At 67.3% G+C, this 14,270-nt stretch carries 13 protein-coding genes; 10 read left to right on the forward strand and 3 right to left on the reverse strand.

Annotation, left to right across the window (positions count from 1 at the left end; genetic code table 11):
- The first annotated feature begins 68 nt into the window (after positions 1-68).
- From QRN67_RS18740 to QRN67_RS18785, 10 genes are all read left to right on the forward strand, one after another.
- Entirely contained in the window at positions 69-2,414 is a 2,346-nt protein-coding gene (locus QRN67_RS18740) for a type VI secretion system Vgr family protein (RefSeq protein WP_285413069.1), read from the forward strand.
- A 3-nt stretch (positions 2,415-2,417) separates the two neighbouring features.
- Positions 2,418-2,894 carry a DUF6484 domain-containing protein gene (locus QRN67_RS18745; protein ID WP_285413070.1) on the forward strand — a complete coding sequence of 159 codons (477 nt, stop codon included), beginning with the start codon at positions 2,418-2,420 and terminating at the stop codon, positions 2,892-2,894.
- A 17-nt stretch (positions 2,895-2,911) separates the two neighbouring features.
- Positions 2,912-3,964, forward strand: a complete 1,053-nt coding sequence (locus QRN67_RS18750; RefSeq protein ID WP_285413071.1) for a DUF2169 family type VI secretion system accessory protein — start codon at positions 2,912-2,914, stop codon at positions 3,962-3,964.
- Positions 3,965-3,966: 2 nt separating this feature from the next.
- Positions 3,967-5,034: a hypothetical protein gene (locus QRN67_RS18755; RefSeq protein ID WP_285413072.1), complete on the forward strand. Its 1,068-nt coding sequence runs from the start codon at positions 3,967-3,969 to the stop codon at positions 5,032-5,034.
- A 3-nt stretch (positions 5,035-5,037) separates the two neighbouring features.
- The gene (locus QRN67_RS18760; RefSeq protein WP_285413073.1) at positions 5,038-5,949 is read left to right on the forward strand and encodes a DUF4150 domain-containing protein; all 912 of its coding nucleotides are present in this window, start codon (positions 5,038-5,040) and stop codon (positions 5,947-5,949) included.
- A gap of 11 nt (positions 5,950-5,960) precedes the next feature.
- Positions 5,961-6,875: a type VI immunity family protein gene (locus tag QRN67_RS18765; protein WP_285413074.1), complete on the forward strand. Its 915-nt coding sequence runs from the start codon at positions 5,961-5,963 to the stop codon at positions 6,873-6,875.
- The gene (locus tag QRN67_RS18770; RefSeq protein WP_285413075.1) at positions 6,847-7,557 is read left to right on the forward strand and encodes a hypothetical protein; all 711 of its coding nucleotides are present in this window, start codon (positions 6,847-6,849) and stop codon (positions 7,555-7,557) included. Before QRN67_RS18765 ends, QRN67_RS18770 begins: the two co-directional genes overlap by 29 nt.
- A gap of 10 nt (positions 7,558-7,567) precedes the next feature.
- Positions 7,568-8,827, forward strand: coding sequence for a TIGR02270 family protein (locus tag QRN67_RS18775; protein WP_285413076.1), 1,260 nt, complete (start codon positions 7,568-7,570; stop codon positions 8,825-8,827).
- Between the two features lie 88 nt (positions 8,828-8,915).
- Positions 8,916-10,547 carry a type VI secretion system-associated FHA domain protein TagH gene (gene tagH, locus QRN67_RS18780; protein ID WP_285413077.1) on the forward strand — a complete coding sequence of 544 codons (1,632 nt, stop codon included), beginning with the start codon at positions 8,916-8,918 and terminating at the stop codon, positions 10,545-10,547.
- Between the two features lie 56 nt (positions 10,548-10,603).
- Positions 10,604-11,398 (forward strand): PP2C family protein-serine/threonine phosphatase, encoded by a 795-nt coding sequence (locus tag QRN67_RS18785; protein ID WP_285413078.1) that lies wholly within the window; start codon positions 10,604-10,606, stop codon positions 11,396-11,398.
- Positions 11,399-11,491: 93 nt separating this feature from the next.
- Here QRN67_RS18785 and QRN67_RS18790 read toward each other — a convergent pair whose 3' ends face one another.
- From QRN67_RS18790 to tssC, 3 genes are all read right to left on the reverse strand, one after another.
- A complete protein-coding gene (locus QRN67_RS18790) occupies positions 11,492-12,031 on the reverse strand; it encodes a peptidoglycan-binding domain-containing protein (protein WP_285413079.1) in 540 nt (179 codons plus the stop codon).
- A gap of 80 nt (positions 12,032-12,111) precedes the next feature.
- Entirely contained in the window at positions 12,112-12,591 is a 480-nt protein-coding gene (locus QRN67_RS18795; RefSeq protein ID WP_081268470.1) for an Hcp family type VI secretion system effector, read from the reverse strand.
- A 155-nt stretch (positions 12,592-12,746) separates the two neighbouring features.
- Positions 12,747-14,240, reverse strand: a complete 1,494-nt coding sequence (tssC, locus tag QRN67_RS18800) for a type VI secretion system contractile sheath large subunit (RefSeq protein WP_106935891.1) — start codon at positions 14,238-14,240, stop codon at positions 12,747-12,749.
- Positions 14,241-14,270 lie beyond the last annotated feature (30 nt).

Consider the following 14,270-nt stretch of genomic DNA (forward strand, 5'->3'; position numbering starts at 1 on the left):
CTACGCCGCCGCATGGGCGGGCCGGCGGTGCGATTCGGGAGGGGAACGAAAGAAAAGGGGCGCAAGGCATGGCCGATCACAAGTTCAGCATCCAGGGCGATTCGCCCGTAGTCGACAAGCTCATGTTCTGGCGCATCGTGGGCCACGAGGTGCTGGCGCGCCCTTCGGCCTACGAGCTCACCGTGCTGACCGACAACGAAAGCATCGAAGCCGCGGACGTGCTGGGCCGCTCCTTCGACGTCGCGATCGAGTTCGCCGATGCCGACGGCGGCACCCACAAGCGGCACTGCCAGGGGCATGCGGTGCGCTTCACGCGCGTGGCACAGAGCGGGCGTTTCCTCGAATACCGCATCAGCCTGCGCTCGTGGTTCTGGCTGCTGAGCAAGCGCGTCAACGCGCGCATCCTGCAGAACAAGCCGGTGCTGGGCGTGATCGATGCGGTGCTCGACGACAGCCCGGTCGGCAGCCTCAAGAAGCTCAAGGCGGGCGGCGTGGTCGGCCCGCATGAGCCCCACGTGTACTGCGTGCAATACCGCGAGAGCGATTACCAGTTTCTTTCGCGCCTTCTGGAAGAAGAGGGCATCTACTACTGGTTCGACGCGCACGACGCGCCGGGCATGCTCTACCTTTCGGACACCAGCACGCTGGCGCACGAGAAGCTGCCCGCCGCCGACACGCTGAACCACGTGCAGCGCGGCGCATCGGAAGGGCGCTTCAACGAGATCACGCGCTGGATCAGCTCGCGCCAGTTCGAATCGGGCAAGTTCGCGTCGCGCGACCGGGACTTCAAGGTCATCAGCAAGCAGCTGCGCGCCGACAAGGGCGACCCCGACACGCACGAACTGTCGGACCTCGAAGTGTTCGAGTTCCCGGGCGGCTATCAGTCGGGCGACGACACCGACAACCTCGCGCAGCTGCGGCTCGACGAACTCATCGGCCGGCGCCAGCGCCACTGGGCACTGACCGGCTGGCCCGACGTGACCGCCGGGCGCAGCTTCGCCTTCAAGGGCGACCCCGACGGCAAGCGCGACGGCGACTACCTGATCGCGGCGTGCACCTTCGTCGCGAGCCACCCCGGCTACGAGGGCGCCAACTTCCCCGAGAGCCGGCGCTCGATCGACGCGGTGCTGCACGACGCGCTGGCCGACGACCCCGTCAACACCGGGCTGGGCGAACTGGTGGGCGACCTGATCGCGCAGACGCCCGCGCTGAGCACCGGCCAGCGCGCGAGCAGCAGCTTCCTGCTCACGGTGATTCCGCTGAACACGCCCTGGCGCCCGCCGCGCCTGACGCCGCGCGTGACCATGCCCGGCCCCCAGAGCGCCATCGTCACGGGCCGCAGCGGCGAGCAGATCTGGACCGAGGAGCACGGCCGGGTGAAGGTGCAGTTCCACTGGGACCGCTACGGCAAGAACGACGAGAACAGCTCATGCTGGGTGCGCGTGTCGCACCCCTGGGCCGGCAAGAGCTGGGGCGCGGTCAGCATTCCGCGCATCGGCCAGGAAGTGATCGTCGATTTCCTGGACGGCGACCCCGACCAGCCCATCATCGTCGGGCGCTTCTACAACGGCGAATCGATGGCGCCCTTCGGCCTGCCGGGCGGCGCCGTGGTGAGCGGCATCAAGTCGAACACGCACAAGGGCAAGGGCTACAACGAACTGTCGATGGACGACACCGCCGGCAAGGAGAAGGTGACCATCCACGGCCAGTACGACATGAACACCACGGTGGAGCACAACCAGACGACCACCGTGCACAACAGCCGCACCGACACCATCGACGTGGACGACTCGGAGAGCGTGGGCAACAACCAGACGCAGCACGTGGGCGTCAACCAGACCATCTCCATAGGCTCCAACCGCGGCGAGACCGTGGGCGGCACCGAGACCATCACCATCACCGGGCATCGCACCGAGACCGTGAACGGCGGCGAGACCGTGACCGTGACCGGCGGGCGCAGCCACACCGTCAACGGCATGCAGACCACCACCATCTCGGTGGCCGAGGCGCACACCGTGGGCGCGGGCCGCATGCACAGCGTGGGCGCGGGCGAGGCCATCAACGTGGGCGGCGTGCAGACCGTGTCGGTGGGCGGTGCGCAGATGGTGAGCGTGGGCGGCGTGCAGAAGGTCAACGTGGGCGCGCTGCAGTCGATCACGGTCGGCGGCCCGCACAAGCTCTCGGCGGCGGTGATCGCCGAGACATCGAAGGGGCCGATCAAGATCAAGGCGGGCGCGATCTGCATGGTCGAGGCGCCCACCATCATGCTCAAGGCGGGCGGCAGCAAGATCGTCATGAACGCCAGCGGCATCACCATCAAGGGCGCCAAGATCACCATCAAGGCCGACGGCACCGCGTCGTTCAAGGCCGGCGGCTCGATCAAGATCAAGGGCTCCAACCTGGGGGAGGACTGAGCCGTGGAACACCACACCGATCTCCGGAGCGCGCGCAGCGTGCTGCACAGCGTGGCGGCCTGGTCCAAGCTGCCGGGCCAGGGCGTGGCGGTGGCCGCCTTCGCCGGCTTCGATGCCGAGGGGCGCTTCCTCGTCACGCTGGGCGAAGGCATGGCGCCGGTGCAGGCGCTCTCCACGGTAGGCCTGGCGCCCGGCGATGCCGGTGCGGCCATCGTCGTGGCCTTCGAGCAGGGCGAGGTGCGGCGCCCGGTCATCGTCGGGCGTGTGCAGCCGCCGCGCAAAGAGACACCGCCCGTGCTCGACGCGCGCGTGGACGGCGAGCGCGTCGTGCTGCAGGGGCGCGAGCGCATCGAACTGCGCTGCGGCGACGCCAGCATCGTGCTCACGCGCGCGGGCAAGGTGCTGATCAACGGCAACTACGTGCTCACGCGCTCGCGCGGCGCCAACCGCGTCAAGGGTGCCTACGTGGGCATCAACTGACGAACGAGGCACCCGCCATGTGGCAGCTCGACAACCGCACACCCTACGCCGCCGAACGCACCTGGGTGCGCGACCGCGACGGCGCGGAGATCTGGCTCGTGGCGGTGAAGTGCAGCTTCGATGTCTCGCCCGATGGCCAGACGCGCGTTGCCACCGAACAGCCACCCGTCGCGCAGGCGCCCGTCTTCGTCGACGAGGCCGCGCCCCGGCCCAGCCTGCTCTACGAGATGGACCTGGTGCGCACCAAGCAGACGACCGACGTGCTGCTGATCGGCAACGCGCATGCGCCCGGCGGCGTGCCCGTGACGCAGCTCGACGTGGGCCTGCGCGTCGGCCCGATCGCCAAGCGCCTGCGCGTGACCGGCGACCGCGTGTGGCTGGGCGGCGCGCCATCGGAGCCCGAGCCTTTCAGCACCATGCCGCTGGTGTGGGAGCGCGCATATGGCGGCATCGACCCGTGGACGCGCGACGCGCCGTTGCCGCAGTTCGACGTGCGCAACCCGGTGGGCACCGGCTTTGTGCTGGAAGCGGCGCATGCGGAAGGCGTGCGGCTGCCGAACATCGAGTATCCGGACCAATGCGTGCGGGCGTGGAGCGACAGACCGGAGCCTGCGGGGTTCGGACCGCTGTGCAATCACTGGCAGCCGCGCGCGGGGTTTGCGGGGACGTATGACGAGGCTTGGCAGCGGGACCGGATGCCGTTGCTGCCGGTGGATTTCGATGATCGGCATTACCAGTGCGCGCCGGGGGATCAGCAGGCGCCGCAGTTTCTGGTGGGTGGAGAGCCGGTGTTGATGGTGCATCTGGCGCAGCAGTCCGATATCCGCTTCACGCTGCCGCGCGTGCTGCTGGGCTTCGAAACCTTCTTCTCCGACGGCACGCAGGTACTGCATGAGCGACCGCAGTTGCACACGGTGATCCTCGAGCCGGCGGTGATGCGTGTTTCGCTGGTCTGGCACAGCGCTTTGCCTTGCCATCCCAAGGTTCACAAGCTGCTGAAGACGCGCATCGTCGAGAAAAGGCTGTTGCGCCTGGGCGAGAGCGCGCCGGAGCAGGCGATGGAGGCCTGAGCATGGCGGGCAACGCATTGCAGATCCTCGGGCTCGGCGCCAGCACGCCGATAGGGCGCAATGTGTGGGCCAGTGCCGCCGCGGCGCGCGCTGGCGTGTGTGGCTTCTCCGAGCACCCGTACATGGTCGACACGGCCGGCGAGGCGATGCGTATCTCGCGAGCGCCCTGGCTCGACGTGGGCCTCGGCGGTGCCGCGCGGCTGGGCGCACTGCTGCTGCCGGCCATCGAGGAGGCGTTGGCGCCGTTGACCGACCTTGGCGGAAACCTCTCGCCGCGCATCGGCCTTGCACTGGCGCTGCCGCCGCCTCGGCCTGGCCGGCCCGATGGCCTGGCCGATGACGTGTTGCAGGCCATACGGGAGCGCATGGGGGATCGATTCGCCCGTATCGCCCGCTTCGAAGTCGGCCATGCAGCAGGCCACATGGCCGTGGCGGCCGCCGAGGCCGGTTGTGCGCGTGATGCCTTCGATGCGTGCGTGGTGGCGGGCACCGACTCGTACCTCGCACCCGAGACGCTCGAATGGGTCGAAGCCTGCGATCAACTCCACGGCGGCGGCCCGCTCAACAATGCCTGGGGCTTCATCCCCGGCGAGGCAGCTGGCGCGGTGTTGTTCGGAACGCCTCGCTTGGCGCAGCTGTGCGGCGTCGCACCACTGGGTGAACTGGTGTCGGTTGGCATCGGCATGGAGTCCAGGCTCATCAAGACGGACACGGTGTGCATCGGCGAGGGCTTGACCCAGGCCTTCCGCGCCGCGCTGCGGGCCCTTGCGCCCGGCGAGCAAGTGGACAACGTGGTCTGCGATCTCAACGGAGAGCCCTACCGGGCCGACGAGTTCGGCTTTGCCACGCTGCGCCACGGAGAACACTTCCGCTCGGCATCGGATTTCATCGCGCCAGCCGACTGCTGGGGCGACGTGGGTGCGGCGGGGCCGCCGCTGCACATGGCGCTGGCTGTCATCGCCAATCGCAAGCGCTACGCCAAGGGGCCGGTGTCGATGGTCTGGGGCAGTTCCGAGTCGGGCGAGCGCGGTGCGGTGCTGGTGCGCTGCGCGGGACCGATGGGAGGCTGAGTCGTGCCGCTCACCATCAGGGTCAACGGCACCAGTCTCACGCTGGTCCACAAGTTCAGCATCGGTATCAGCACCGCGACGATTCCCGACGTGTGCAAGACGCCGAGCCCCGGTGGTCCTGTGCCGGTTCCCTATCCGAACATCGCCAACTCGATCACGCTGTCGAGCGGCACCAGCACCGTCAAAGGCGACAAGGCGATGGCTGCGAACAAGGGTTCGAAGTTCGCCATTTCCAACGGTGACAACGCAGGCGTGGCGGGGGGTGTCAAGTCCAGCACCTTCATGAAGGAGGCGACCTGGATCCTCTATTCCTTCGACGTGAAGATGGACGGCAAGAACACGGCCCGGCTCACGGACAAGATGTTCCACAACTCCGAGAACGCGGCGAATCTGGGCGGGGTTGCGCAGCAGCCGCTGATCGATGCTTTGGGGGATGCTGCCCTGGCGCAAGAGCTTTGCGAAGCCGCGTGCCAGGCCTTGAAAGACAAGGAAGCGGCTGACGCCAAACTACCGCCAGGGAAGACTTCCACTGACCAATACCAGCGCCGCATGCGCGACATCATCGATCCCAAGGTCGCCGGTGTGCGCGGTGGCAGACCAGGCCTGCTCACGGAGGTCTCGCAGTCGAATGTTGGGAAACTCATCGGCAAATATGGCAAGGATGTCAGCAGTAGTCTTGGAAAAGCCAGGTGGGACATCATCCTGCTCGAGGCAGGGGTCGTCGTCGGGAAAAAGGCGCTGACACTCGCCGATGTGAAACATATCGTCGAGGTGAAGTTTCCCAATGACTCGCCTACGGACAATCAAGACATTCTGCGAAAAACACACCCGGAGACGGACAAGAAGCTGACGGAGATGAAGGTCAGGAAAAAAGGGGCAAAGGACGCCAAAGACGCCGACTGCCTGTGTACCTGAAAGGAAAATTTATGGATGAGTCCCTGTTCACCCTGATGGACGATGGCGAGAGCTTGGCGACGCCCTGCGTCGAAATCGTCGCATTTGCCTTCGGCTTGCCTGAGAACATTGGAGCGGGCCTTGCGCGATTTCTGCGCGCGTACATGGACGCCTTTGGCAATCAGCAGCGTTTCTATCGCACTGGCGACATGAAGCGCTTCCGCGTTCAGGATGCCAAGGCGACTGAGGGACCGAATCACTGGTTTTCGGACCCGGACATGCTCGCAACCAAAATACTGAGCCACAGAGCGCATTCGGGCAAGAAAGCCGGCCAGATCCAGTCGCCCGCGATAAGGATGTCGTTGGCCGGCCCCTTGGATCCGTCGCGCTTTGTGCTGCGCATGTCGCTGCCCGTCGACTGGGGCGACCATCCCGAGCAGGTGATCGCGCTGGCCCAGGAGGCGCTTGCCGAACTCCCGCTTCACAGTGGATATGCCGGCTACTCTTTGCTCTGGGAGGACGCGGATTCATTGGTGGATCGGAAAGTCCTCCAATGGTCGATACCGCTGATGCTGCGGTATCCAGGCCTCGGCTACGGCGACGCCTTGCGCATGTCGAATGGAGCGCTGCATGGTGTCGCGGCCGTCAATTGGTTGACCTTCCTCGGGGCCGATGCGGCGGCGGCGCTTGGCGGTCTGGCAGCCCTTGAGCGAAGTGCCCCATTGGGGGTGTCCGCGCTTGCGCTCGGCAAGGCCGGCGTGATCTTGCGCGCCGGCGATGCGCCGCAGATCGGTGACGTGAATCGGCAAGAGACCGTGCCGATCTATGGCGCTGTGGGCAAGCTTGTCGCGCATGTGGTGGCGCCCGACGAGGCGCTGGACCAGATATTCATCAAAGGCATGTCCGAGGAGGCGGCGCATGACTGGCTTCGACGCTTCTTCGTCTGAGCGCTACAGCGGCCCGGTTCTGCTCCAGGCCATGCTGGGGCACGGCCCGGAAGGATCGGTCGGGCTCGTGGAGCGGCGCGTTCGCGTCTTTCTCGATGCGGTCGATGCGGGGTTCTTCTTCCCGGGGAGGCGGCTTCCTTCTGTGCCGGCCGAGCTTCGCGTCGCCGGTATGTCGTTGCAGGCGCGGCTGCAAGTCGTGGATCTCCCTGTTGCGGCCTTGGATGTGCTGGGTGGCATGCTGGCGGATTGCCGTCAGCACGAAGTCCTTTTCCACGCGGCGCGTGCCATGCTGGGACAGCGCGAGCTTGACTTGCTGAGGGAGAGAGGCGTGCGTCCGGCCGCTCCGGAGGAACCGCCGTTCGCCGTTGAGTTCCCGGAGAACCTGGGTGGTAACCATGCCTTGCTGGTCGAGATCGAATTCGCACAGCCGGTGCAGCCTGAGGTCGGGCAGGGCCTGCTCGAAACCCTTGCGTTGTGGGACGCGTTGACGCTTGCGTATCGATCCGACCCTGAGGATGCGGTGGAAGTCAGCGGTGCGCAAGCCATGTTCAACGATCCGCGCACCATCCACTACTACGAATGGATCTGGGACAACGCGGACGCAGAAGCATGGGATCTGATCGTCAATCTGTGCTGCGCCTGGCACGAGACACTGCCCATCATGCGGCTGCACTTCGAATAGGAGCTTGCCCGTGGACTCCGACACGCTGTCTTCCGTTGTCGCCGAACACGCCGACGAAGCCTCCTTCCTCTGGCTCCAACGCGCCAGCGCAGTCCACGCTCCCAACTACTCGCCCCAGCAGTTCGCCGACCTCGACGAACGCCTCGCCGCCCACGTCGACGGCTTGCGCGTTGCCGGCGATGAAGGCTGGCAGCATGCCCTGGCGCTCACCGACAACGAAGGCCCCGAAGACTTCTTCGTCGCCGCCTTGCTCGCCATCGAGGCGGTCGATGACCGCTTCGACGATCTGGTGGAGCGCGCCAAGGACCTTCCCGAGGTCGTGCCCGGCCTGATCTCCGCGCTGGGCTGGGTCGAGCCCAAGTACCTGGGCGGCCGCGTCAAGGCCTTGCTCGAAGACGCCTCGCCATTGCGGCAGAAGCTCGGCGTGGCGGCCTGCGCGCTGCATCGGCGTGATCCGGGCGCATTGCTCGGGCAACTGCTTGCAGGCGCTCCAGACAGCGTGCGCATCCGCGCGCTGCGTGCGGCCGGCGAGCTGGGCCGTGCCGATCTGCTGCCGCAGGCCCGGGCCCTGCTCGGCGAGGCCAAGCCCGAGCTGCGCTTCTGGGCCGCGTGGGCGGCGGTGCTGCTCGGCGACCGGGCGCAGGCGCTCGATGTGCTCTCGGCCTTTGCGCTGAAGAGCGGGCCGCGCCAGCCGCGCGCGTTCCAGCTCGCGCTGCAGGCGATGGATCCGGCACCGGGCCATGCGCTGCTGCTCGACAGCGCGGCGCTGCCCGAGGCGCAGCGCCTGCGCATCATCGGCTCGGGCTTCATAGGGGACGCGCGCTATGTGCCCTGGCTCATCGAGCAGATGGCGCAGCCGGCCACGGCGCGCATTGCGGCGGAGGCCTTCGTGACCATCACGGGCGTGGACTTCAACCTCGCGCAGATGGAGGTTCCGCCGCCCGACGGCTTCGAGGACGGGCCGACCGACGACCCCGACGACGACAACGTGGAGCTGCCCGAGGACATCGCCTTGCCCTGGCCCGACATCGACAAGGTCCGCGCGTGGTGGCAGCAGAACGGCGCGCGCTTCGTCCCCGGCGTGCGGCTCTTCATGGGGCAGCCGGTCTCGCCGGACTCCTGCACGGGTGTGCTGCGTGAGGGCTTCCAGCGCCAGCGCGTGGCGGCGGCGCTGCACCTGGCGCTGCTCGACGCGCACGCGCCGCTGTTCGCAACCAGCGCGCCGGCGTGGCGGCAGCAGCGCTGGCTCGGCGACGGCATACCTCTTTAGGCGAGATTGCCAACATGCCCCACGGAATGAATACTCCTTGCGAGTTTGTTCGGGCGCATTCAGGCACAGAGCCTTCGGGGGCCGATTCATGATCCATATCGCTGTCATCACCCGGCAAGGCGCTCCGGCCGGGCAGGCCATTGCCGCGGACTTCGGCCCCAACGGCGGCACCATCGGCCGGGCCGACACCAACACGCTGGTGCTCGACGACCCGGACCGCACCGTGTCGCGCGTGCATGCGCAGGTGCTGTGCCGCAACGGGCAGTACTTCGTCATCGACCGGGGCAGCAACCCGATGCAGTGCAACGGCGTGTCGCTGGGCTCGGGCAAGGAGGCCGCGCTGACCGATGGCGCACGGCTGGTGGTGGGCAGCTTCGAGCTCACGGTGCGTGTGGCGGCCGCCGCCGCGCCGCCGTCACTCGCCATCCCGAACACCGTGCTGGGGGGCCCTGCGGCCGCGCCTGCCGCGCCGACGAGCGACGACCCCTTCGCCGACTTGCTCGCGGGCCTCGCGCCACCGGCCGCACTGGCCGCCCCGGCCCCTGCAGCGGCACTGCCTGAATCGCTGCTGTTCCCCGACCCGATGGAAAGCGGCTCGCGCAACGCGCAGGCCGCGCAGATCGATCCTTTCGCCAACCTGCTCGGACCCACGCCTTCGTCTGCACCGGTGGCCGGCCTGGGCGCGCTCGACGACTTCTCCGACCTCGGCGCGCCGCCCGCGCGCGGCAAGGCCACGGGCATCGACGAACTCTTCGGCGGCATGAACGGCGGCGGCGGCGGCATCGGCGGCGATCCGCTGGCGCTGTCGCCGCTGGCCGATCCGCTGCTGCAGCCCAACACCGCATCGGACGCCGATCCGCTGGCCGCGCTGCAGCGCGCCGCGCCCGCCACGCCGGCAGCACGCGCGGACCACCTGCCGATCGACCAGTTCGGCTTCACGCCGCCGAAGGCGATCAACAGCCCGGCGCCCGCGCAGCCGGTCGCGAACTTCGACGACATGACCGGCCAGCCCATACGCATCAGCGGGCCGGAGAGTTCCGGCAAGCCCTTCGAGCCGCCCGCGCCGCCTGTGGCGCCTGTGGCGCCCGCCCCGGTCGCGCCACCAGTGGCGCCCAGGCGCGCGGCGACCGACGACGAACTGCTCGCCGCCTTCCTGCGCGGCCTGGCCAGCACCCACCAGCCGCCCGAGATGCTCACGCCCGGCCTCATGGAGCGCATCGGCTCGATGCTGCGCAGCGCGACCGAAGGCACGCTGCAGCTGCTGCTCACGCGCCAGGAGTTCAAGCGCGAGGTGCGCGCCGAAGTCACGATGATCGCGGCGCAGGCCAACAACCCGCTGAAGTTCTCGCCCACGGTGGAAGTGGCGCTCGCGCACCTGCTGGGCCCCGGCGTGCGCGGCTTCATGCCGCCGGAGGCCGCGATGCGCGACGCCTTCGACGACCTGCGCGCGCATCAGTTCGGCGTGATGGTGGGCATGCGCGCGGCGCTGGCCCATGTCATCGCGCGCTTCGAGCCGGCCGAGCTGGAGAAGAAGATCAGCGCCAGGACCGCGCTCGACGCGCTCTTCAGCGCCAACCGCAAGGCCAGGCTGTGGGACCAGTTCGTGTCGCTCTACGGCGGCATCGCGAGCGAGGCGGAGGACGACTTCCACAGCCTCTTCGGCAAGGCCTTCCTGCAGGCCTACGAAGAGCAGATGGCGCGCCTGAAGTCGGACGCCTGACGCAGAAAAAGCACGGCAGCAACAACGACAACCGCAGCATTCGCGAGGCACCCCGCTTGGAAATCGAAATCGTCACGCTCTCCCGGCAGGGCGGCCGCACCTACAACGAGGACGTGCACGGCCACTGGCACGACGCGCGTCATGTCGCCTGCCTGGTGGCCGACGGCGCGGGCGGCCATGGCGGCGGCGACGTGGCGGCGGCCACCGCGCGCGCCAGCATGCTCGGCGGTTTCTCGGCCGCGCCGGGGCTGGACGAAGCCACGCTGCGCCGGCTGGTGGAGCAGGCCAACCTCGACGTGGTGGCGCGCCAGGCCGAGGGCGGCAAGCTCGCGGGCATGCGCTCGACCATCGTGTTCGCGGCCATCGACCTGGAAGACCACGCGCTCGCCTGGGTGCACAGCGGCGACAGCCGGGCCTACCTGTTCCGCGGCGGCGCCATCGTGGCGCGCACCACCGACCATAGCCTGGTGCAGCAGATGGTGGCCGGCGGCATGCTCGACGAAGAGGGCGCGCGGCTGCATCCGCAACGCAACATGCTGCTGTCGGCGCTGGGCTCGGTCGAGGAGGCGCCCGACATCGCGGTGTCGGACCGCATGCGCCTGCTGCCCGGCGACGTGCTGCTGCTGTGCAGCGACGGCGTTTGGGAGCCGCTGGGCGACGAGTGCCTGATCGACACGCTGCACGCCTCGCGCACGCCCACCCAGTGGACCGAGCTGATCGATGCGCAGGTCAAGGCCAACGCCAAGCCGGGCCACGACAACTACACGGCGCTCACGCTGTGGGTGATAGAGGACGACGAGGACGACGTGACCCGACTGATGCCGGAGAACGCGATGCCGACGGATTCCTGAATCCTCTTGCCTGCGCAGAAAGGAAAAGGGCCCGCAGCGATCGCTCCGGGCCCTTTGCGCATCAGCCGGGTCGGCTGCTCCTTCGGTCCTAGTTCAGGCGCCGCCCGTGGTCGGCACCGTCTGCGGCGCGACGTAGGTGTACTTGCTGGCCGTCTTCTTGACCCGCTTCAGCGCGCTGCGCAGCAACAGCGGCATGTCCTGCCGGTTCGGCAGGTTGCTGTAGTTGTCGATGCCCTGCGCGTCGCAGAGGTTGGCGCAGCCGTTGTTGAGCAGGTCGAGTGCGTAGCGCGTCTTGCTGATCGTGCTGCTCGCACCCACCGCCCGGTACGGATCGAAGATGCCGTCCGGCTTCAGGTTCTGGCCGCGTGCGATCGCCTGTTCCTGGAAGTGCACGATGTGCCTCTGCGTGATCGGCCCCTTCTGGCCGTCCACGACGATCACTGCGTTCTCCCCGGGCGGTGGATCGAAACCGTCGTTGAAGCCGAGCAGTTCGTAGTAGAAGATCCTTAACAGCGCCTGCACCAGCATCACGTCTTCGCGCGTGTTGGAGCCGATCAGGCCGACGGACCAGTCGATGTTGTAGGCCGTGCGCGGATTGCCGCTCGAGCCGATGAATGGGGTGCTGAATGCCATGGCATTGCTCCGGTGAGGACACGTCGGGGCCGGCCCGGGCGCTTGCACGCCCGATGCCGCACCTTGGCGTCCGTCGCCCGTCAGCGGGTTTCGGTGGTCGGCACGTTCCAGCCGAACTTCACTTCGCCGCCGGCCGCACCCTTGTCGTCCTGCGCCTTGTAGGCGAACTCGATGTCCTTGAAGGAGCAAAGAACCTGCTCGTGCACGTCGCCGCCCTGCGCGCCGCCGGGGCTCACGCCGGAGATGAAGACTTCCTTCATGGTGACCTTCAGGTACTCCTGCTGGCCTTCGCCGGCCTTGCGGCAGGTCAGGACCATGTCCTTGAAGTGCTTGCCGCTCACGCAGTTCTTGGCCAGCACCGGAGAGGCCTTGTCGTAGGTGTGCGTGAAGTGGAATTCGCCGGGCGTGGCCTTGCCCTTGCCGGAACCGCCGCCGGAGCCCGCGCCCGACGAGTTGCTCACGTTCCAGGACCACGACGAGATCTCGATCTCGTCCTTGTGATCCTTGTGGGAAGACTCGCCCTTGACGCCGTCGAGCTTGATGTGAAAGTCAGAAGACATGTTCCTACTCCTTGGAACCCGATTGCGTTCGGGCGGTTGTTGATGATCCAGACGGTTACCTGGGCTGCCGGCGGCCTGCGGTGAAAGCCGGTGCGCGGCAGCTGTTGATAGAACGAAACGGAAGCCGGAATTTCAAGAAAATTCCGGCCTGTTTTTCATGCGCCGCCCTTGGCGGAAGGCAGCTTCGACACCAGGCGCAGCGAAACCGTGAGGCCTTCGAGCTGGTAGTGCGGACGCAGGAAGAACTTGGACGTGTAGTAGCCCGGGTTGCCCTCCACTTCCTCGACGACCACCTCGGCGGCGGCCAGCGGCTTTTGCGACTTGGTGATCTCCGAGGAGTTGGCCGGGTCGCCGTCCACGTAGTTCATGATCCATTTGTTGAGCCAGCGCTGCATGTCCTCGCGCTCCTTGAAGCTGCCGATCTTGTCGCGCACGATGCACTTGAGGTAGTGCGCAAAGCGGTTGCAGGCAAACAGGTAGGGCAGGCGCGCCGCCAGGTTGGCGTTGGCCGTGGCGTCGGGGTCGTCGTACTCGGCCGGCTTGTTGAGCGACTGGGCGCCGATGAAGGCCGCGAAGTCGGAGTTCTTGCGGTGGATCATCGACAGCAGGCCGGCCTTCGAGAGCTCGGCCTCGCGCCGGTCGCTGATGGCGATCTCGGTGGGGCACTTCTGGTCCACGCCGCCGTCGTCGCTCGGGAAGGTGTGCAGCGGCAGGTTCTCCACCGCGCCGCCCGATTCGATGCCGCGGATGCGCGAACCCCAGCCGTAGAGCTTGTACGAGCGGTTGATGTTGGTCGCCATCGCGTAGGCCGCATTGGCCCAGGCGTACTTGTTGTGGTCGGCGCCGGCGGTGTCCTCCTCGAAGTCGAACTCTTCCACCGGATTGGTGTTCGCGCCGTAGGGCGTGCGCGCCAGGAAGCGCGGCATGCACATGCCGATGTACTTGGAGTCGTCCGACTCGCGCAGGCTGCGCCAGCCGGCGTACTCGGGCGTGAGGAAGATCTTGGTCAGGTCGCGCGGGTTGGCGAGCTCCTGCCAGGACTCCATCTGCATCAGGTTCGGGCTTGCGCCGGTGATGAACGGCGCGTGCGCCGAAGCGGCGATCTTGGCCATCTCGCCGAGCAGTTCCACATCGGGCGGGCTCTGGTCGAAGTGATAGTCGCCCACCAGCGCGCCGAAGGGTTCGCCGCCGAACTGGCCGTACTCCTGCTCGTAGATCTTCTTGAACATCGGGCTCTGGTCCCAGGCCGCGCCCTTGAACTTCTTCAGGCTCTTGGCAAGGTCCGCCTTGGAGATGTCCATCACGCGGATCTTCAGGTTCTCGTCGGTCTCGGTGTTGTTCACCATGTAGTGCAGGCCGCGCCACGCACTCTCGAGCTTCTGGTAGTCGGGGTGGTGGATGATCCTGTTCACCTGGTCGGTGAGCTTGGCGTCGATCGCGGCGATCATGGCCTGGATCGACTTGGTCACGTCCTTGCCGATGACGGTGCTGTTGCTCAGCGCCTGCTGCGCCAGCGTGAGCACGGCGGCCTCGACGGCGCTCTTGGCTTCGTCGCTGCGCGGCTTGAATTCCTTCTGCAGCAGCGACGAGAAATCGCTGCCCGCGTACGCGACATCTTTCAGCGCGCTCTGTTCGAGTGCTTCGGCCATGGTGGGTACTCCTCGTTAACCGGTGTGTGT

Source organism: Variovorax sp. efr-133-TYG-130, assembly GCF_030208835.1.
GTDB lineage: Bacteria > Pseudomonadota > Gammaproteobacteria > Burkholderiales > Burkholderiaceae_C > Variovorax.

Bases quoted from the DNA above. Each gene is read 5' to 3' on its own strand.
- QRN67_RS18740 (WP_285413069.1), top strand. From the start codon at position 69: ATGGCCGATCACAAGTTCAGCATCCAGGGCGATTCGCCCGTAGTCGAC.
- QRN67_RS18770 (WP_285413075.1), top strand. From the start codon at position 6,847: ATGACTGGCTTCGACGCTTCTTCGTCTGAGCGCTACAGCGGCCCGGTT.
- QRN67_RS18750 (WP_285413071.1), top strand. From the start codon at position 2,912: ATGTGGCAGCTCGACAACCGCACACCCTACGCCGCCGAACGCACCTGG.
- tssC (WP_106935891.1), bottom strand. From the start codon at position 14,240: ATGGCCGAAGCACTCGAACAGAGCGCGCTGAAAGATGTCGCGTACGCG.
- QRN67_RS18765 (WP_285413074.1), top strand. From the start codon at position 5,961: ATGGATGAGTCCCTGTTCACCCTGATGGACGATGGCGAGAGCTTGGCG.
- QRN67_RS18755 (WP_285413072.1), top strand. From the start codon at position 3,967: ATGGCGGGCAACGCATTGCAGATCCTCGGGCTCGGCGCCAGCACGCCG.
- QRN67_RS18790 (WP_285413079.1), bottom strand. From the start codon at position 12,031: ATGGCATTCAGCACCCCATTCATCGGCTCGAGCGGCAATCCGCGCACG.
- QRN67_RS18795 (WP_081268470.1), bottom strand. From the start codon at position 12,591: ATGTCTTCTGACTTTCACATCAAGCTCGACGGCGTCAAGGGCGAGTCT.
- tagH (WP_285413077.1), top strand. From the start codon at position 8,916: ATGATCCATATCGCTGTCATCACCCGGCAAGGCGCTCCGGCCGGGCAG.